Below are 19,242 nucleotides of genomic sequence, written 5' to 3' on the forward strand. Positions count from 1 at the left end.
ATATATGGTTTTTTATTTCTCTAAGATCTCTTCTTAAAGTAATAGCAAGGTGCCCAAGCCTAAGAAAGCAACGAAGCCAGCAATGTCTGTTACCGTGGTTAAAATAACGGAGCCGGATAAGGCTGGGTCGATTTTCAATTTATCGAGCAATACAGGAATCAATACGCCAGACAGGGCGGCCATCAAAATATTCACAATGATGGCCAAGCCGATTACCGCGCCAAGCATTGGGCTTTCAAACCACCAAAGGGTGATGCAGCCAATGACAATGGACCATAAAATGCCATTTAAACCACCAACCTGAAGCTCCTTGCTCAGTAAGGATTTCAAGTTACTTCGGGTGATTTGCCCGAGCGCCAAGCCGCGAACAATCAAGGTTAATGTCTGACTGCCTGCGATGCCTCCCATGGACGCAACGACAGGCATTAATACTGCCAAGGCGACGACTTCTTGCAAGGTCGCTTCGAAGATTCCAATAAAAGCCGATGCTAAAAAAGCCGTCAGCAAGTTAATGCCTAGCCAGATGCCACGGGTTGCCGCGCTGCGTTTTACTGGCGCGAATAGATCCGACTCTTCATTTAAACCTGCTGTCGCCATTTGTTGTGCTTCATGTTCTAAACGCCAAGTTTCCATGGCAAGGCCTGCATGGAAGCGACCTAATAAGACTAGGTTCTCGTCCACCACAGGCAGTGCGGAAAACGCAGAGCGCTCTAATTGTTCTGCCGCCTTGGTTAATTCTGTATCAGATCGAATAAAAGAGCATTCTTCATCGATCAGGCTGGAAATAGGTTCATGACCTTGGGCTTTGAAAAGTTTGTCGAACTTTACGCAGCCAACCCAGCGACCAGTGCGGTTTACCAAATACACCATGTCTGTATAACTTGGCGTTTCTTTTTTCAATAATCTAAGCGCTTCTGACGTTCGAATAGACTGTGAAGCAATCAGCAAATCGTGATCAATCCAACGACCGACAACGTCATCATCGTAAACAATACCTTGTTGGTAGTATTCACGTTGTTTGTTGTCCATCTGGTTTAGAGCGATATCAACTAAGCGATCCGGCAAAGAATCGGCTATCTCTAAAAGGTCTTCCGCGTCTACGTCAGTAAACAGGGTTTCTATTTCGGTGTCGTCTAGCTCTCTTAAAAGCAATTGACGGGATTCGCCGCGCATTTCCACTAAGATATCAAGGCGGTTTGCTTGCTTGATATTCGCCCAAGCCTGCTGTCTTTGGGCAAGCGGGATAGATTCTAATGCCAGTGCTACATCATCAGGAGTAAGCTCTGAAATAGCTTTGTTGACGGACTCTGTTGAGTGTTCGTCATTGATAAGAGTTTCGATGAGGTCAGCGACTTGGCTATGCACAGGAGATCCTTAAAAACACTGAAAAATTGACTGTAAAGATAGCATGCGGGCTAGTGTCTTATACAACAGTTTGTTTATCAAACAAGGCTTTGTTTTTGCACGGAATTATTGAAATGTTTCCAGAGTATTGAGAAACCACGTTAATCAAGAAAGTAATGAAAGGTGCAGAACAATAGTTTTCAGCGTGTAAATCCTTTAAAATCACGGGCTATTTTTTGCGATTCTTCTTTATCCAATGTTTTGAGTAGGCAAATAGAGCCTCAGAAAAGCAGTTTCATGAGTTAACCCGACATGCTGTTAATGATCGATAATTACGACTCTTTTACTTATAACCTTGTGCAGTATTTTCGCGAATTAGGCGCGGATGTGCAGGTGTATCGTAATGATGAACTATCGATAGACGATATTGAGCAGCTCGCACCTACTCATTTGGTGATTTCTCCTGGGCCTTGTACGCCTAATGAAGCGGGAATCTCAATGGCTGCTATTGCGGCGTTTGCTGGAAAAATTCCAATATTGGGTATTTGCTTAGGTCATCAAAGTATTGCGCAGGTCTTTGGTGGAGAAGTGATTCGTGCTAAAAATGTTATGCACGGTAAAACCTCACAGATACATCACAAAAATACCTCGGTATTTTCAGGTTTACCTAACCCGCATGTGGCGACACGTTATCATTCCTTGATTGTGTCTGCTGATTCCTTGCCCGACTGCTTTGAAGTAACGGCTTGGTGTCAAAATGAAGCGGGTGAACAAGAAGAGATTATGGGAATTCGACATAAAGAGTTGGCGATTGAAGGGGTGCAATTTCATCCTGAGTCGATTCTTACTGAGGCAGGGCATGCCTTATTAGCAAACTTTTTAACACGATAGGAGAGGCTGGTGGATATTCAAAAAGCGATTGCTGCCGTTGTTGAGCGCCAAGATTTGAGTGGCGACGAAATGCGCACGGTGATGAGCGACATCATGACTGGAAAAACCACACCAGCACAAATTGGTGGTTTTCTAATTGGTTTAAGAATGAAGGGTGAGACAGTCGAAGAAATTAGCGCCGCTGCCCAAGTTATGCGTGATTTATCAAGCAAGGTTGATTTGGATTTTGACCATATTGTAGACACCTGTGGAACAGGTGGCGACGGCGGAAACTTATTTAATGTTTCGACGGCGTCGGCTTTTGTTGTTGCGGCAGCAGGTGGCAAAGTGGCGAAACATGGCAATCGCTCTGTTTCCTCTAAGTCGGGTAGTGCAGATGTGCTGGAACAGGCTGGTATTTACCTTGGTTTGGATGCTGAACAAGTTTCTCGATGTGTGGCAGAAATCGGCTTAGGCTTTATGTTTGCACCTAACCATCATTCAGCAATGAAACATGCTATTGGCCCTCGTAAAGAAATGGCGACACGTACGATTTTCAATTTGCTTGGGCCGCTAACCAACCCTGCAGATGCGAAGCGCCAAGTCATGGGCGTGTTTGATCGTAAGTGGGTTCGCCCAATTGCTGAAGTGTTAAAAGCACTTGGCAGTGAGCATGTTTTGGTGGTTCATTCACAAGATGGCTTGGATGAAATGAGTATTGCCGCACCTACTTTTGTGGCAGAACTAAAAGATGGCGTTGTTTCTGAGTATATGGTTTCACCAGAAGACTTTGGGATTCCATTGCAATCAATTGAAACGATTCAAGCCCTAGACGCAAGCGAGAGTTTGGCGCTGATTAAAACAGCGCTAGAAGGTAAAGGTAAAGTTAACCCTGCACGAGATATCGTGGCGTTAAATGCGGGCGCAGCGATTTATGTTTCAGGTATTGCCGATACTTTGGCAGAAGGCGTGAACATTGCTGAAGATGTCATTGGTGGTGGTACCGCTAGGGTTAAAATGTCTGAGTTGGCGAGTTTTACACGCTGTTTTATGAATCCTGACTCACAGTAATAAAAATAAATAGGAGCGGCAGCCTAATGCAAATAGAAACACCAACCATTTTAAAGAAAATTGTTGCTCGTAAATACGAAGAAATTAACGAACGTAAAGCTCATACACCTTATAGCAATTTAGAAGTGGCCGCGTCTGTTGCGAATGTTCACAACGCGCCTCGTGGTTTTGCTAATGCTTTGAGACATCAAATTGCGATTGGCAAAGCGGGAGTGATTGCAGAGATTAAAAAAGCCTCTCCAAGTAAAGGTGTTCTGCGTGAAAACTTTGTGCCTGAAGATATTGCTCAATCCTATGAAAAAGGCGGAGCGGCATGTTTGTCTGTTTTAACAGACCGTGACTTCTTTTTAGGTCATGAGGACTTTTTAGTTGAAGCTCGTAGCGCATGTGGGTTACCTGTTATTCGTAAGGACTTTATTGTCGATGAATATCAAGTATTAGAAGCCAGAGCCATTGGTGCCGATTGTATTTTGTTGATAGCGGCGTGCTTGAGCGGTGACAAACTACGTCAGCTAGATAATATGGCGCGTGATCTTGGTATGGATGTCTTGGTTGAAGTGCATAATCGTCCAGAACTTGAGTTGGCGTTGGAATACACAGAAACCGAGTTGTTTGGTATTAACAACCGAGATTTACACACGTTTGAGTTGAGTTTAGATCATACATTTGAGTTGATGGACAGCGTTCCGTCTAACCGTCTTATTGTGACGGAGAGTGGCATTCACACTCAAGATGATGTGGCGCTAATGCGTGAAAAGAATATTAATGCCTTTTTGGTTGGCGAAGCCTTTATGCGCGCTGACAATCCGGGTGAAAAATTAGCTGAGTTGTTTCAGTCTTAATCAACGACATTACGACTGATTAAAGATAACTTCGGACACAATGAATAATGTAGGTTAAATGATGAAAACGAATGTAAGCTGGCAAGAAGATGTGCATTTTACGGCCGAGACAGGTTCTGGTTTTAAAGTGGAAATTGATGGTAATCAGGTTGCAGGGCCAAGACCTATGGAATTGCTGCTTGCTGGATTAGGCGGTTGTACTTCTTATGATGTGGTTGGGATTTTGAAAAAATCTCGCCAAGACGTTGTGTCTTGTGTCGCTCAAATTGATGCAGACCGTGCGGATGCGGTACCTGCTGTTTTTACAGAGATTCGAGTTCACTTCGTGGTCACTGGTCGTAAGTTGAAAGAAAGTGTGGTTGCTCGTGCGGTGAGACTATCGGCAGAAGAATACTGTTCTGCATCTTTGATGTTGGAAAAAGGTGGCGTGAAAATCGTTCATAGCTTTGAATTGGTTGAAGCTGAGTAAGTTCATAGTCTTCTCGCGATTTAAGTATAAAAAAAGCGCCTCAGGCGCTTTTTTTATACTTAAAATTTATTGTGCGTTATTTTACGCGCTTTCCTTGCTCGTCAATGATCATTTCACCATCTTCCTTATGGAAAGGTGCAGCAGGCCAGTTATCCAGCAGATCTAAAACAGCCTCGCTTGGTCGGCATAAACGAACCCCTTTGGGAGTGCAAACTAAAGGGCGATTGACAAGTATTGGGTGCTTTATCATGGCATCTAATAGCGCTTCATCAGAAACCTCAGGGGATAAAAGTCCCAATTCCTCAGCGGGTGATTTTGTCGTACGCAATGCTTCTCTCGGTGTTAGGTTTGCTGCGGCAAAAAAGCCTTGCAGTTGTGCTTTCGTCCAACCTTCCTGTTGATAATCAATGATAGTTGGCGTGTAGCCTGCAGCTTGAATGACATTTAAAACGTTTCGAGATGTGCCGCAGTCAGGGTTATGGTAGATCACGATCATGTTATAACTCCTTGATAATAAATACTTTACTTAAACCAGTGCTGAGTTCGGTTGGCAAACCAAACCAAAGACAGCATGACTGGGACTTCCACAAGAACGCCCACCACAGTAGCAAGCGCTGCTCCTGAATGAAGGCCAAACAGAGAAATAGCAACCGCGACAGCCAATTCAAAGAAGTTTGAAGTGCCGATCATGCAAGCTGGCGCTGCGATGTTGTGTGGCAATTTCATGGATTTGGCGAGCCAGTAGGAGATGGCAAAAATCCCGTAAGTCTGAATCAGTAAAGGGATGGCAATCAGCACAATCGCTTCAGGTTTAGAGAGAATCGTGTTGGACTGGAAACCAAATAAAAGTGTTACTGTTGCAAGCAAACCAATGATTGACCAAGGCTTCATTTTTCCAAGGAAATTATCGAGCTTAGAGTGATCATTGTTTTTATCGAGCTTTTTGCGAGTCAAAGCGCCAGCAACGAGAGGAATAAGAACATACAGCACAACGGACAATAATAGTGTGTCCCAAGGCACGGTTACATCGGTTACACCCAGTAAAAAGCCTGCAATAGGCGCAAAGGCAAATATCATAATGATATCGTTGATGGAGACCTGTACGAGAGTGTAGTTTGCATCGCCTTTGGTCATTTGGCTCCAAACAAATACCATGGCAGTACAAGGGGCAACGCCAAGTAGAATCATACCTGCGATGTATTCTGTTGCAGTGCTTGGATCAACCCAATCAACGAAGAGGATTTTGAAAAACAACCAACCTAAAAAGGCCATGGAAAAGGGTTTGATTAACCAATTAATGATAAGAGTTAATACTAATCCCTTTGGTTTCTTACCTACATCTTTGATGGACGAGAAATCGATTTGTACCATCATTGGGTAAATCATCAACCAAATTAATATGGCGATGGCAATGTTCACATGCGCGTATTCGAATGTCGCAATTACGCCGAATACGTCAGGCACTAAATGGCCAAGCCCAATTCCAGCTAAAATCGCTAGGCCGACCCACACGGATAAATAACGCTCAAAAAGCCCCATGAAAAACTCCTTATAATGATTTTTGATTAACGCGTTCGCTAAGTTGTTCTGCGCTTTCCACTCGCTCTGAGTAACGATCGACAAAGTAGTCTTTTTTGTCTCGCATTAATAAAGTGAATTTCATAAGTTCTTCCATTACATCGACGATACGATTGTAATAAGGAGAGGGCTTCATGCGACCATCTTCTTCAAACTCCAAAAAGGCTTTTGCGACAGAGGATTGGTTAGGAATGGTCACCATGCGCATCCATCGCCCTAAAATTCTCATTTGATTGACTGTGTTGAATGACTGAGAGCCGCCACATACCTGCATAACTGCCAATGTTTTTCCTTGAGTTGGGCGAACGCCGCCAATACTCAGTGGAACCCAATCAATTTGGCTTTTGAAGATACTGGTCATTGAACCGTGGCGCTCTGGTGAGCACCAAACTTGGCCTTCTGACCAAATCATTAATTCTCTCAGTTCTTTAACTTTAGGGTGAGATTCATCTTCTGTATCTGGCTGAGGTAAACCTTGAGGGTCAAAAATACGTGTTTCGGCACCGTAAGCGTTAAGTAACTCTGCGCATTCTTCAACGACTAAACGGCTGAAAGATCGTTCTCTTAATGAGCCGTATAAAAGTAATATGCGAGGTTTGTGTGGAAGAGAAGAGGTTTTCATTTTATCCACATCAGGAAGGTGGAAAGAGTCTTTGTCGATGTTAGGCAGATTCATGTTAGGTACTTCCGTTGGGTGTAACCGTTCAAATAATCAGTAATTTGAATTTGGTTTATATATGAAAAATAATATATATGAAATTTCGCATATATTGTTTGTTTGGTCAATGCTTTTTCATTAGGTGGATTAAATGAACCCGATAGACTGATAACTATAAACCTTAGATGTGTCAGTTTTTTTGCTTTGATGAGTTTAAAAGGTGAGTAAATGAAATATCTGAAAAGTTTTTTGATAACGCAGAGCGAGGTATTTTGTTTGGAAGAGGATGGTGTCCCTGGCAGGAATCGAACCTGCAACTAACCCTTAGGAGGGGTCTATTATATCCATTTAACTACAGAGACACTTCGCGAGTGACTATACCACTTTTCGTTTTTAGGTTAAACCTAGCGATTGCTAATCAATTGTTTATAAAGAGGATTTTGTGTTGTAAAAGGAGTAGTGAAAAAAAGGCATCGTTAGATTTAACTAAGTTGATTTAAGCTCTGCCCAGTGTTTGCTTACTGCTAATTGGGCGAGTTGAACCACGAGCCGTGTACACTTTGTTTTTTCCGCTATGGCCTTGTAGAAGCTCAAATAAATGTTTATTGCGTTTTTGCAGTGTATTTAGAATGCGGGAATTGGTGTTGTTTTTTGTCTTGCAGGTTCTAAGTAGGCTTTCACATTCCCTCATGAGTAGACGAACGTCATCCATAGAGCTGTCTTGTTGGTCTAGCCAGTTCTTAAACTCTTCTTCGGTTGGTTTTTTTCTATCTAGTATGTCGAACTTAATGAGCATGTTTACTCTTTTCTCATTAAGTTGGTTCATTTCATCAAGCAAGGCTTGCTTTTGTTCGGATAGGTCTATGATTACTTGGCTGTCTGAGGCGCTATAAGCAATGCGCTCTTCATCAAGAAGCACAGAGAGCTTTTCGAGAGTCTCTTTGCTTCTGATGAATATGGATGCAATTGGAATCATAAGTTAAACCGTTTAAAACCTAAGTGATTAACAGTTTAGAAAAGAGAATCCATAGAAGCCATATTATTCGCTAGCTGCTGGCTATTTATCTTGTATTCGCCTGCAGAAATGGCTTTTTTGATTTGTTCTACTTTATCCATGTCGATATCTGGTAAGTTACCGATCTTAGACTGCTGGCTTTGTAGTGTTTGTGCTGTACCACTTAATTTGACTGTGTCATCAGCTAACGTTCCGCCACTTTTTACTGCGCTCTGTCTTTCAGTCGCGCTACCAGTCACATCATCCTTCTGCGAACGTTCGCTTTTAGTGATGGTGCCTTGGTTTGATAGACCTGTTAAATGTATTGCCATTGGGTTTTTCCGCCCTTTTATAATTTGCCTGTCTATATTGTCGGCTATGCCTCTAAAAACTTTAGTGGCAATCAACAATAAAAGAGAATTAATTGTATGCCAACGAGTCTATGTTCAATAGTTTACAAGAACCTCACTGCTAGTTACAACTTTGGCGTATACAATTCGTTCAGAACTGGTGTTTTTTACGCGTATTTGTTGTCCTTTTATACCGTTTTCTAAAGCAACTCCGTTCATCCTGACTATAATGTTTCCATTGCTTGCTGTAATAAGCACTAGGTCGCCTTTTTTTACTAAGGTCGGTTGGTTGATCAAGTTGTCTGTTATATAGGTGTTGATACGTAAGTTGCGTGAAGCAATCAGGCCGTAAGGTGGATTCTTTGCTGTAAAAACTTGGCCTCTTAACGTTGATATATCAACATCGCCAACACCCGTGTTAGCTCTGTTTATTTCTTGTCCTCGATTGATGGGGGAAATTGTTTTGATTGCTGGGATCGTAATGGATTGAGTGACTGGTACATAAGACTTCCATACAGGCGAATCGCAGCTAACTTCATAAGTCGTGCGCTTGTTGGCCTCAGGTCTTTGATTTGTAACTGTAATGGTGCCAGCTTCACAGTCAGGTAAATAGTTTAATGCTGCTAGGTTATTTAAAGAAATCGTAACGTCGGCTTCTGGGTATATTTCTAGTAATCGAGGTATCTCTACTTGGTTTATGTAGTGATTAATTTGGTTTTCTATAGATTCAGCAAATATTAAACTTGCTTGGAAACAAAAGAAGGCTATTGTTAGCCTTATGATTCGCATGATTAGCTCTCTTTGTTTATTATTGCGTTAGAAATAAGATAGTTAGTAAAATCTGATAAATCACTTTATCATTGGATGATGTAACTTAACAATTATGAGGTGATACCTCAGTATGATGTTTGCACATTTTGGAGGCGTTTATGGCTGGAGTTTTGGATACTGTTAATCAACGTACGCAGTTGGTAGGTGAAAACCGACTAGAGCTGTTGTTATTCCGCTTAAACGGTAAGCACCTTTACGGTATCAATGTTTTTAAGGTGAAGGAAATTCTTCAATGCCCTAAACTTACCTCTATGCCTCATAGCTCACCTGTTGTTCGAGGTGTTGCTCATATTCGTGGCGGCACAATTCCTATTTTAGATTTGGGATTAGCGACAGGTGCAAGCCCGATTGAAAATATTGATCAATGTTTTGTTATCATCACTGAATACAACCGTCGTATACAGGGGTTCTTGGTACGTGGCGTTGAAAGAATTGTGAACATGAACTGGAGTGATATTCAGCCACCACCAAAAGGTTTGTCTAATGACAATTACCTGACAGCTGTGTGTCAGGTAGAAAAAGAGATGGTTGAAATCCTCGATGTTGAGCAAATTCTTTCTGAAGTAGCACCGACTCGTCAGGATATATCTGCTGGTATTGTGGATGATAACGTTCAAGAAAACGCCAAAAAACACCATATTCTTATTGTTGATGACTCATCTGTTGCTCGTAAGCAGATTAAGCGTTGTATGGAGCAAGTAGGTTTTGAGACGACTGTCTTGCATGATGGTCGTGAAGCGCTTGATCATCTTGAAGGCCTTGTAGCTGAAGGCAAAGATATTACCGAGGTATTTTCTATGGTGATTTCAGATATTGAAATGCCTGAAATGGATGGTTATACCTTAACGACAGCGATTCGAAACGATAGCCGCTTACAAGATTTATTCATCCTGCTTCATACATCATTAAGTGGTGTTTTCAACGAAGCGATGGTGAAGAAAGTTGGGGCAGATGGCTTTTTGGCAAAATTCCAGCCGGATGAGTTAGCTCGATTAGCAATAGAAACAGTACAGGTTCAAACGGAATAGTCGGTAGGCTCCTTTTCGATTGGCTTTATTTAATGGGCGTCTGCCACATATGGAGTTTTAATGCTCAGTAGTACAAATGCAATCACACCTAACGGATATATTAGGTTTAGGGAATATCTTCAAAAGGTATGTGGCATATCCCTTAGCGATAATAAGCAATATTTGGTGGCTAGCCGTTTAGGGCGAATTTTAGAGCGAGAAAACTTCACTAAAATTGAGCAATTGGTTGATGCGCTTGAAAGGTTTGGTAATGCCAAACTTAAAGAAGAAGTCATCAATGCAATGACAACCAATGAAACACTTTGGTTTCGTGATACTCATCCTTTTACTATTTTAAAAGAGAAGATATTGCCTGAAATGTCTTCTGCTCCTTTGCGAATTTGGTCTGCTGCCTCTTCTACTGGTCAAGAGCCTTACTCTATCAGTATGGTAATTGAAGACTTCAAGGCTTCTCGTCCAGGTGTTATGAAAGCTGGTGAGAAGATTATTGCGACAGATATCTGTACCAATATACTTCAGCACGCAAAACAGGGTGAGTATGACAGCTTAGCGATCGCTCGTGGCTTGGGTGCAGACTTTCAGAGACGTTATTTTGACAAGATCAATGAACAAACTTGGAAGATAAAGCCTCACTTGAGTTCTAGAGTGGAGTTTCGTTATTTGAATCTAATTGATTCATTCGCTGGTTTGGGTAAGTTCGACGTTATTTTTTGTCGTAATGTTCTGATTTATTTCACTGGTGATTTGAAGATGGATATTCTTAAAAGAATGCATGCCGCTTTAAAGCCTGGAGGATATTTGTTCTTGGGCGGATCTGAAGCGTTAAGCGGCCTTTCAGCCTACTTTGAGATTGTCCAGTGTCATCCTGGTATTGTTTACAAAGCTAAAGCCTTATAGCCTTTGTAAAAGCCTTATTAAAAAGCCCGCCTTAGTTTTTCTAGGGCGGACTTTTTTGTCTTTGTTTTCCTTGTTTATTGTTTGCCGCTTTTTGCCGTTCCTCTAGATAAAAATCATAACCCATTGAATTATATAGTTATTTTATTTTGGCATCATAATTGCTTTATCTTGTTTAGTTTATGATGTTTTTAGTTTGAGGGTTTAATGGCTATATCTTTTGCGAGTGCATTTGCAGGACACGATAAGACGCTAGAGTTTAGAAGCGCTAGAGCGGCAGTGCTTGCTAATAATATCGCCAATGCTGATACGCCTAACTTCAAATCGCGAGACATCAGCTTTGATTCTATGCTTAACGATGCTAGCAGCAAACTGAAATTAGCGGGTACAAATTCTAAGCATATTTCAGGAGAAGGTTTTTCGTCAGGTTCGGATGCGCTTTTGTATCGAAACGCTAATCAACCTTCTTTGGATGGAAATAATGTCGATATGCAAAGAGAGCAAGCAGAATATGCACAAAACTCCTTGCAGTTCGATACAAGCTTTATGTTTTTGGATAGAAAAATTAGTGGCATGAAAAAAGCGCTTACTGGGAACTAATAACGATGTCTTTAAGTAATATTTTTACAATTTCTGGATCGGCAATGAGTGCTCAAACAGTACGTTTGAACACAGTGGCCAGCAACATGGCAAACGTAGACAGTGTTGCTAGTTCAGCAGATCAGACCTACCGCGCTCGTAAACCTGTATTTTCGCAGATGATGAATGACAGTATGCGTGAATTTGGTTGGAGCAATGCCAGCATGGATGACAGCGGTGCTGGTGTGGGTGTAAAAGTAGATGGCATCGTTGAATCTGATGCGCCGTTGCAGCCTAGATATGAACCAGATCATCCAATGGCAAATGAAGAAGGGTATGTGTTCTATCCGAACGTGAATCCAATAGAAGAGATGGCAGATATGATGTCAGCTTCTCGATCTTTTCAAACGAATGTGGAAATTATGAACTCGGCAAAAAGTATGATGCAGAAAATGCTCACACTTGGACAGTCGTAGGAGCTAACAGATGGCAAATATATCTGACACTAAAGGCCTAGGTAATCTGATCTCCCAATATGGGACAGATTCGGCTAAAGCGAAAGCTGGTATTGAAAAGCCCGCGGCCTCGACAGAAGAAACAGGCGCCTTAGCGGATCAAAATGTGTTTTTGAAGCTCTATATTGAGCAGCTTAAAGGGCAGGATCCAACTTCGCCTCAAGATGCGAATGATATGGTGGCTCAGATGTCACAGTTTAGTTCTTTGGAGCGTTTAACTGGCATATCAGATCAGCTTGAAACTATGGCAACGTCTTTGACTTCTAACCAAGCACTTAGTGCTTCCACTTTAGTGGGGCGATCTATTTTGATGGAAGGAAGTACGGCAAAAATCTCTGAAGGCTCTGATGATGTTCAGCTGAAGACAACGATTCCAGAAGACTCTAAAACGGCCACACTGAAAATATACGATGAAAATAATGTTCTTGTTCGTACGTCTACGCTGAACTCAGGTGACTACAAATGGGACAAGTTAGATGATGAAGGAAATATTTTGCCGCCTGGTGAATATCGCTTCGCAGCATCATCAACAAATGATAAAGGCGAAATCTCAGCCATGACAACACGTCTACCGACACGTATCCAAGGCGTTACGATTAATGGCGAAGATGGAACCGTTTTGAATGTGGAAAACCACGGCAAAATCAAACTCACAAACGAATTAGAAATTTTAGGGTAATTGGGAGAGTATTATGGGATTCAATACTGCACTATCTGGCATTAAAGCTTCTGCCGATTATTTAAGTGTAACAGGTAATAACATTGCCAATGCCGACACAACGGGTTTCAAGAAATCTCGTATAGAGTTTGATGACCTTTACAATACAAGTGTTTTGGGTGCTGGTAGTGGTAACAGTATTGGTTCTGGTGTGAGCGTGAGTAATGTCTCTCAAGAGTTTTCATCGGGTAACTTGTCTTATACTGATAATAACCTCGATATTGCTGTGGATGGTGCTGGCTTTTTTGTATTAGATGCTGGTGTTGCTCAATCTTATACCCGAGCAGGTAACTTTAAATTAGATGAAAATGGTTTCTTGGTAACGAACGATGGCAGTCATGTGCAGGGTTACAACGCCGTTGACGGGATCATTGGTGGTAACTTGGAAGATATGACAATACCAAATGACCGTATTCCTCCAGAGCCAACGACAGAAATGTCTTTAAAGGTTAACTTGAACTCTAAAAATGAAGATGTCCCTCCATACATAAAAGCTGAGTTTGATCCGCTTGATCCTGATACTTATAACTTCACTCAGACTCAAGGTGTTGTTGATGCCAATGGCAGAACAAACATAGTGACTTATTACTATTCTAAGAGTGAGTTGCCAAACACTTACAAGGTTCACGCCACAGTGAATGGTGCAATGTTAGATGATACTGGCGCTGCGTTTATGGGTGAAACCTTTGCGACTTTTAATTCGGCTCAAGGTGGCACGGATTACAATGGTGATGGAAATAATGAATCACCATTTGAGCTTTTATATATCGGAGGCGCAGAGCCAACCTCTGCCGATATTGAAGCGGGAACCAAAACACCTTTGGCGGTAGCAGGTACATTGGGTGGCGTCGCGATTGCTTCTACATTAGCGCCTGAAGAAGTTCGAGATTCAAGTTCTGTAGGTCGTGAAGTATTTGATCCGCTTAAGCCTGAAACTTACAACTACAGTAATACACGAACTGTCTATGATGCTTTGGGTGAGTCTCACACCATAGGTTATTACTTTATCAAGCAAGGTGAAGATAATACTTATGAACTGCGTGTGACTATGGATGGCGAAGAGACTTTTGAAGATCCTATTACAGGTGCAGAGACTCGCTTTTTGGAAAGCAATACTTCTGTGTCTTTTGATGCGGCAGGTAACTTGCTTGGTGCTTATCGAGGTTTGCCTCCATTTGAAGTTGCTGAACCTATTGCATTAGAAGTGCTTGGGTTGGATCCAACAAACCGAGGTCGTATCACACCGTTGGATCTAAATGGTTCTACGCAGTATGCATTGGAAAATACAGATACGTTTGATCAAGATGGTTTTTCTGCTGGTGAGCTGCAAGGTATTTCTTTTGATGGCGACGGCTTCTTAGTGGCGAACTACACAAATCAACAAACGGCAACTCTTGGCCAGCTTGCCCTGGCAACCTTTGATAGTACTGACGGTCTTATGCCTAATGGCCATACGTCTTGGTTGGCCAGTAAGAGTTCTGGTCCTGCTGATATCGGTCGTCCAAATAGCGGCACATTAGGAAAAATTCAAGGTGGAGCGTTAGAAGAGTCTAACGTTGACTTAACGTCTGAATTGGTTGCATTGATTGAGGCACAGCGTAATTATCAAGCAAACAGTAAAACATTAGAAACAGAAAATACTGTCACACAGACGATAATAAACCTTCGTTAATTTTCTGGAGAGAGAAGATTTAGGCCGAAGCAACTATGTTGTTTCGGCTTTTTTTTGTTTATTTTTTAAGTTGGTACGATTCTTGATATGTATTAATTAAATGAAACAAATTCTTCTAGGAGAGCGGCAGTGGATAAGGCCTTATATTTAGCAATGAGTGGTGGTGTGCAAACCATGAATGCTCAAACGATACACGCTAACAATCTGGCAAATGTCAGTACAACAGGCTTTCGTTCTGACTTTGAACAAGCCCGCTCTATGCAGGTTTACGGGGATTATCACCCAAGCCGTGTGTACGCTATGACAGAAAACCCAGCGACACGTTATACCCAAGGCGACATGATTCAAACTGGCCGAGATATGGATGTGGCTGTTGCCGGAGAAGGCTTTATTGCGGTTTATGATGAGCGTGGTCAAGAGGCTTACACTCGTGCCGGGGACTTGCAAATTAATGCCGCAGGGCAACTTGTGACAGGACGAGGTTTGCCAGTTGCCGGTGTCGATGGGCCTATATTTTTACCACCTTTGGATAGTATCAATATCACATCAGATGGGTCGATTTCTATTGTTCCTCAAGGTGGCGCAGGCAATGAAGTGGCGGTATTGAATCAAATTAAATTAGTGAACCCAGATATTCAGAATTTACGAAAAGAAGAAGATGGTCTGATTCATTCTCGTGATGGTCAAGCGTTTGAGTTGGATCCGAATGTAAAGTTGGTATCTGGTTTTGTTGAAGGTAGTAATGTGAATGCGGTGGAAGAAATGACGCACATTATGAACCTTTCGAGACGATTTGAAATGAATGTCAAAATGATGGACGCCATTCGAGAGAATGCCAATTCATCAGCTCGAATATTACAACGTACTTCTTAAGTTTCATTGATAGGCAGTACCAATAAATAATTGTTATCAGAGATAGAATAACAGAGGCTATTATGAATTCAGCATTGTGGGTAAGTAAGACTGGTTTAAGTGGAATGGATAAGCAGTTGAACGTGGTGGCCAACAACTTGGCTAACGTTTCGACAACGGCTTTCAAAAAAGACCGCGCTGTATTTGAAGATCTTATGTATAAAACAGTGCGAGCGCCTGGTGGCTTGAGTGCTCAGAATGCTGAATTACCTTCAGGTTTGCAATTGGGTACAGGTGTTAAGGTTGGAGCGACGCAGAAAGACTTTTCTAACGGCGATTACAACATGACAGATAGACAGCTGGATGTTGCTATCCAAGGAAAAGGTTTTTTACAGGTTTTGATGCCAGATGGAACAATCGGCTATACCCGAGATGGCAGTCTTCAGTTGAACAGTGAAGGGCAAATAGCAACTTCTGGTGGATTGGTGGTAGAGCCAGGTATTCAAATAGACCCTAATGCCATTGAAATCATGATTGCCGAAGATGGCATCGTTTCTGTTCGAATGTCTGGTGAAGCAGATGCACAAGAAGTCGGTGCAATTAACATTGCAGGTTTTATTAACCCTACAGGGTTAAGTGCATCTGGTCAGAATATTTTCACTGAGACAAATGCGAGTGGGCCGCCATTAGTAGGTGTTCCTGGAACAGACTCTTTGGGTACTCTCGCTCAAGGTATGTTGGAAGCCTCCAATGTAAACTCTATTGAAGAGTTGGTTAATATGATTACCACCCAGCGCGCTTATGAAATGAATTCGAAAGTGATTTCTGCAGCGGATGGTATGATGAGCTTTGCGATACAGCAGTTATAATAGCGTGTGGAATATGATGAAGATTAAATTTCTCCTTTTGATTTTATGCAGCTTGACCTTGTCGGGATGTTTGACATGGGACATAGATCAACAAGCGGTGGCGAATGCGGCAGCAGCTGGTGCGGCAGATGCTGTTGCAGATGCGGTGATTGACGCAGTAACGGATGAGGAGGAAGCGGAAGAGGCTGAACCAGAGGAGGATGCTCGAAAAGGATATGTTCCTGATGGAGATGATCCTTTAAACGGACCTTCTATCACTCAAAATATTCAATCCGATGACCCTTATTATACGCCTGTTTACCCAAATGGAATGAGTCCTTCACAAGCGCCAACAGGCGGAATATATCAGGTGGGGATGGGGGATGTGTTTTTTGGTGATCAAAAGGCCAGTAAAGTTGGTGACATCCTAACGATCAACCTGAATGAAACGACGACTTCAACCAAAGCGAATGCTGCGACTGTGTCAAAATCATCTTCTGCAACGATTGAAAATCCAACTGTGTTAGGTGAAGAGTTGAGAGTGGATACAACCTTGCCACAGCAAGGCACGGACTTTACTGGAAATGCCTCAGCTAACCAGAATAACAGCTTAAGTGGCACTATCTCGGTAACAGTATTTAGAGAGTACCCTAATGGTTTGTTAGCTGTGCGTGGTGAGAAGTGGTTGCGCTTAAATCAAGGTGATGAATATATTCGCTTCTCTGGCATTGTTCGTAAGCAAGATATTGCACCTGATAACACAGTTGAGTCTGAGCGTGTTGCGGATGCTCGTATTACCTACTCTGGTACTGGCGATGTGGCGGCAGGCAGTGAGCAAGGTTGGGTAAGTCGTTTGCTGAATTCCAGTAATATGCCTTACTAATTTGAATTTGATGATATAAATAAACGGAAGACACTTTCTTTCAATAGGTGATGTAATGAAATACGTAACGCTAATTGTCTTATATCTTTTGTCCTTTTCAGCGCAAGCGGAACGACTGAAAGACATCACCAGTGTTCAAGGTGTGCGTGAAAACCAATTATTTGGTTATGGTTTGGTGATTGGTTTAAATGGCACAGGCGATAGCACGCCTTTTACTAACCAAAGTTTTGCCAGTATGTTGTCTCGATTCGGCGTTACCTTGCCAGAGGGTGTAAGTGCAACCTCTAAAAATGTGGCGGCCGTCTCCTTAACAGCGACTTTGCCTGCTTTCTCAAAGCCGGGCCAAAAAATCGATGTCACAGCGTCTTCTATCGGTAATGCCAGCGCATTACGTGGCGGTACCTTGCTTCTGTCAACTTTGAAAGGGGCGGACGGGGCTGTTTATGCGATCGCTCAAGGTAATCTAGTTGTTGGTGGATTAGGAGCGAATGGTGCGGATGGCTCACGAACATCTGTGAATATCCCGACGGTTGGTCGTATCCCTAATGGCGCAAGCGTTGAGCGAGTGGTTCCGAGTAGCTTTAACTCTGGCGATACCTTGACGTTCAATCTAAATCGTCCCGATTTCACAACCGCTAAACAGGTTTCAGATAAAATTAACAATTTATTGGGTGATGGCGTGGCAACCACGCTTGATGCGACATCCATTCGCGTAACAGCACCAAGAGATCCAAGTCAGCGTGTGACTTTCCTATCCATTCTGGAAAACCTTGAGGTTGATGTGGCAGAAGAGCGTGCTCGAATCGTGATTAATTCACGCACAGGTACGATCATTATTGGTCAGCATGTAAAAGTGTCGCCTGCGGCAATTACGCATGGCAGCCTGACTGTGACGATTCAAGAAGTGCCTCCGACTGTTGGTCAGGATGGAACTGTGACAGGTGGGGAAACGATTGTGTCGCCTCGTGAAGGAATTGAGATAGGCAATAACAGTGGTCATATGTTTGTTTTTGACCCAGGTGCGTCATTGAATGATATTGTAAGAGCGGTTAACCAAGTAGGTGCTGCGCCTGGTGACGTGATGGCGATCCTTGAAGGCTTAAAACAGGCTGGCGCCATTAATGCAGACTTAGTCGTTATATAGGTCGTTTTATGAACTCTGTTCCATCGAATCAAGATTTTTTTGCTGACTTTTCGAACCTTACGGCGTTAAAAACAAAAGCTCAAAAAGACCCTGATGCTGCGTTAAAAGAAGTAGCTCAGCAGTTTGAGTCTATCTTTATTAACATGCTGCTGAAGAATATGCGTAGTACGAATGAGGCGATTGGAAGTGGCCTTTTTTCTAGTACGCAGACCAAGCAATACCAGGACATGATGGACTCCCAAATGTCACAGAGCCTTTCCTCCAGTGGAGGAATTGGTTTGTCTGAGGCGTTAATTCGTCAATATCAGACTCAACAAGGTCAAGCCAGTTCACTTGCTGCAAAAGAGCGAGGAGACACAGATTTCCTTAACCAAGTGGCAAAACAAGATTTATTGAGAATTCAAGCGCTTGCCCAGCGAGCATCTACAGAGTTTGTTCAAGCAGTTCAAAAAGAAGCGAGCAATCACGCCAGTTCAACAGTTTCTGGTGGTGATTCTGTTACGCCGCCTTCTGCCTTATCTGTGGTATTTAATTCTCCAGATGAATTTGTTGAGAGCTTATGGCCTCATGCCCAACAAGCAGCAGAGAAACTTGGTGTTAATCCTAAAGCAATACTGGCTCAGGCGGCTCTTGAAACAGGTTGGGGGAAGTATCCCATTGCTAAAGAAGATGGTGCAGCCAGCTTTAACTTATTCGGTATTAAGGCGGATAGTCGTTGGTCAGGAGACCGGGCGGTTGTTAATACTTTAGAGTTTCGAGACGGTGTTGCTAAGCGTGAAAAAGCCGCGTTTCGAGCCTACGATTCCTTTAGTCAAAGCTTCGATGATTACGCTAATTTCCTAAGTTCCAGTGAACGGTATAAAGATGCCCTTCAGTCTGGAGACGACGCGTCAATGTTTGCCGCTTCCCTACAGAGAGGGGGTTACGCAACGGATCCTAAGTACTCTGAAAAAATAAATAGCATCCTTGAAAGCGAGTGGTTTCAAGGGTTGTAGAAATAAAAAACTCATAAAATTACTTTTGGTAAGGTTTTTGCAGTAACTGTCTTAAAGCGACAAATTAAGATGTGAGTTATTTCTTGAACAACGTACTAGAGGTGAGC

General features: G+C 42.5%; 22 protein-coding genes and 1 tRNA gene. 15 read left to right on the plus strand and 8 right to left on the minus strand.

Annotated elements, in window-relative coordinates:
- Positions 1–33: 33 nt before the first annotated feature.
- Complete coding sequence (locus AC0L46_RS11535) at positions 34–1,365, minus strand: magnesium transporter (RefSeq protein WP_414680583.1); 1,332 nt, start codon at positions 1,363–1,365, stop codon at positions 34–36.
- Positions 1,366–1,656: 291 nt separating this feature from the next.
- Here AC0L46_RS11535 and AC0L46_RS11540 point away from each other — a divergent pair, with 291 nt between their 5' ends.
- From AC0L46_RS11540 to AC0L46_RS11555, 4 genes are all read left to right on the plus strand, one after another.
- Positions 1,657–2,235, plus strand: coding sequence for an anthranilate synthase component II (locus AC0L46_RS11540; RefSeq protein WP_473503738.1), 579 nt, complete (start codon positions 1,657–1,659; stop codon positions 2,233–2,235).
- A gap of 9 nt (positions 2,236–2,244) precedes the next feature.
- Complete coding sequence (trpD, locus tag AC0L46_RS11545) at positions 2,245–3,285, plus strand: anthranilate phosphoribosyltransferase (protein ID WP_473503740.1); 1,041 nt, start codon at positions 2,245–2,247, stop codon at positions 3,283–3,285.
- 26 nt (positions 3,286–3,311) lie between these two features.
- Positions 3,312–4,127, plus strand: a complete 816-nt coding sequence (trpC, locus tag AC0L46_RS11550; RefSeq protein WP_473503742.1) for an indole-3-glycerol phosphate synthase TrpC — start codon at positions 3,312–3,314, stop codon at positions 4,125–4,127.
- Positions 4,128–4,188: 61 nt separating this feature from the next.
- Positions 4,189–4,596, plus strand: a complete 408-nt coding sequence (locus AC0L46_RS11555; protein WP_473507138.1) for an OsmC family protein — start codon at positions 4,189–4,191, stop codon at positions 4,594–4,596.
- 76 nt (positions 4,597–4,672) lie between these two features.
- Here AC0L46_RS11555 and arsC read toward each other — a convergent pair whose 3' ends face one another.
- The 7 genes from arsC to flgA all read right to left on the minus strand — a co-directional run bounded on the left by arsC (position 4,673) and on the right by flgA (position 8,965).
- Positions 4,673–5,092 (minus strand): arsenate reductase (glutaredoxin), encoded by a 420-nt coding sequence (gene arsC, locus AC0L46_RS11560; RefSeq protein ID WP_414680579.1) that lies wholly within the window; start codon positions 5,090–5,092, stop codon positions 4,673–4,675.
- Between the two features lie 26 nt (positions 5,093–5,118).
- Positions 5,119–6,135, minus strand: a complete 1,017-nt coding sequence (gene arsB, locus AC0L46_RS11565) for an ACR3 family arsenite efflux transporter (protein WP_414680578.1) — start codon at positions 6,133–6,135, stop codon at positions 5,119–5,121.
- 10 nt (positions 6,136–6,145) lie between these two features.
- A complete protein-coding gene (gene arsH, locus AC0L46_RS11570; protein ID WP_473503745.1) occupies positions 6,146–6,850 on the minus strand; it encodes an arsenical resistance protein ArsH in 705 nt (234 codons plus the stop codon).
- A gap of 269 nt (positions 6,851–7,119) precedes the next feature.
- Positions 7,120–7,194: transfer RNA gene (locus tag AC0L46_RS11575), tRNA-Arg, on the minus strand.
- Between the two features lie 134 nt (positions 7,195–7,328).
- Positions 7,329–7,808: a flagella synthesis protein FlgN gene (locus AC0L46_RS11580; RefSeq protein WP_473503747.1), complete on the minus strand. Its 480-nt coding sequence runs from the start codon at positions 7,806–7,808 to the stop codon at positions 7,329–7,331.
- Positions 7,809–7,843: 35 nt separating this feature from the next.
- The gene (gene flgM, locus AC0L46_RS11585) at positions 7,844–8,158 is read right to left on the minus strand and encodes a flagellar biosynthesis anti-sigma factor FlgM (RefSeq protein WP_317002865.1); all 315 of its coding nucleotides are present in this window, start codon (positions 8,156–8,158) and stop codon (positions 7,844–7,846) included.
- 114 nt (positions 8,159–8,272) lie between these two features.
- Entirely contained in the window at positions 8,273–8,965 is a 693-nt protein-coding gene (flgA, locus tag AC0L46_RS11590) for a flagellar basal body P-ring formation chaperone FlgA (protein WP_473503749.1), read from the minus strand.
- Between the two features lie 140 nt (positions 8,966–9,105).
- On the opposite strand from flgA, the gene AC0L46_RS11595 reads away from it, so the two are divergent.
- The 11 genes from AC0L46_RS11595 to flgJ all read left to right on the plus strand — a co-directional run bounded on the left by AC0L46_RS11595 (position 9,106) and on the right by flgJ (position 19,135).
- Positions 9,106–10,035 carry a chemotaxis protein CheV gene (locus tag AC0L46_RS11595; protein ID WP_414680575.1) on the plus strand — a complete coding sequence of 310 codons (930 nt, stop codon included), beginning with the start codon at positions 9,106–9,108 and terminating at the stop codon, positions 10,033–10,035.
- 60 nt (positions 10,036–10,095) lie between these two features.
- Positions 10,096–10,932, plus strand: coding sequence for a CheR family methyltransferase (locus AC0L46_RS11600; protein ID WP_414680574.1), 837 nt, complete (start codon positions 10,096–10,098; stop codon positions 10,930–10,932).
- A 204-nt stretch (positions 10,933–11,136) separates the two neighbouring features.
- Positions 11,137–11,529, plus strand: a complete 393-nt coding sequence (gene flgB / locus AC0L46_RS11605; protein WP_414680573.1) for a flagellar basal body rod protein FlgB — start codon at positions 11,137–11,139, stop codon at positions 11,527–11,529.
- Positions 11,530–11,534: 5 nt separating this feature from the next.
- Complete coding sequence (gene flgC / locus AC0L46_RS11610) at positions 11,535–11,984, plus strand: flagellar basal body rod protein FlgC (RefSeq protein ID WP_317004866.1); 450 nt, start codon at positions 11,535–11,537, stop codon at positions 11,982–11,984.
- 10 nt (positions 11,985–11,994) lie between these two features.
- Positions 11,995–12,702: a flagellar hook assembly protein FlgD gene (locus AC0L46_RS11615; protein WP_473503751.1), complete on the plus strand. Its 708-nt coding sequence runs from the start codon at positions 11,995–11,997 to the stop codon at positions 12,700–12,702.
- Positions 12,703–12,715: 13 nt separating this feature from the next.
- Positions 12,716–14,413 carry a flagellar hook protein FlgE gene (locus tag AC0L46_RS11620; RefSeq protein WP_473503753.1) on the plus strand — a complete coding sequence of 566 codons (1,698 nt, stop codon included), beginning with the start codon at positions 12,716–12,718 and terminating at the stop codon, positions 14,411–14,413.
- Between the two features lie 129 nt (positions 14,414–14,542).
- Positions 14,543–15,286, plus strand: a complete 744-nt coding sequence (gene flgF / locus AC0L46_RS11625; protein ID WP_317004862.1) for a flagellar basal-body rod protein FlgF — start codon at positions 14,543–14,545, stop codon at positions 15,284–15,286.
- Positions 15,287–15,348: 62 nt separating this feature from the next.
- Positions 15,349–16,134: a flagellar basal-body rod protein FlgG gene (gene flgG, locus AC0L46_RS11630; RefSeq protein WP_347982666.1), complete on the plus strand. Its 786-nt coding sequence runs from the start codon at positions 15,349–15,351 to the stop codon at positions 16,132–16,134.
- Between the two features lie 13 nt (positions 16,135–16,147).
- Positions 16,148–16,996, plus strand: a complete 849-nt coding sequence (locus AC0L46_RS11635) for a flagellar basal body L-ring protein FlgH (RefSeq protein ID WP_473503755.1) — start codon at positions 16,148–16,150, stop codon at positions 16,994–16,996.
- A 55-nt stretch (positions 16,997–17,051) separates the two neighbouring features.
- A complete protein-coding gene (locus AC0L46_RS11640; protein WP_473503757.1) occupies positions 17,052–18,140 on the plus strand; it encodes a flagellar basal body P-ring protein FlgI in 1,089 nt (362 codons plus the stop codon).
- 8 nt (positions 18,141–18,148) lie between these two features.
- Positions 18,149–19,135: a flagellar assembly peptidoglycan hydrolase FlgJ gene (gene flgJ, locus AC0L46_RS11645; protein ID WP_473503759.1), complete on the plus strand. Its 987-nt coding sequence runs from the start codon at positions 18,149–18,151 to the stop codon at positions 19,133–19,135.
- Positions 19,136–19,242 lie beyond the last annotated feature (107 nt).

This window comes from Marinomonas sp. 15G6-16 (assembly GCF_055809555.1).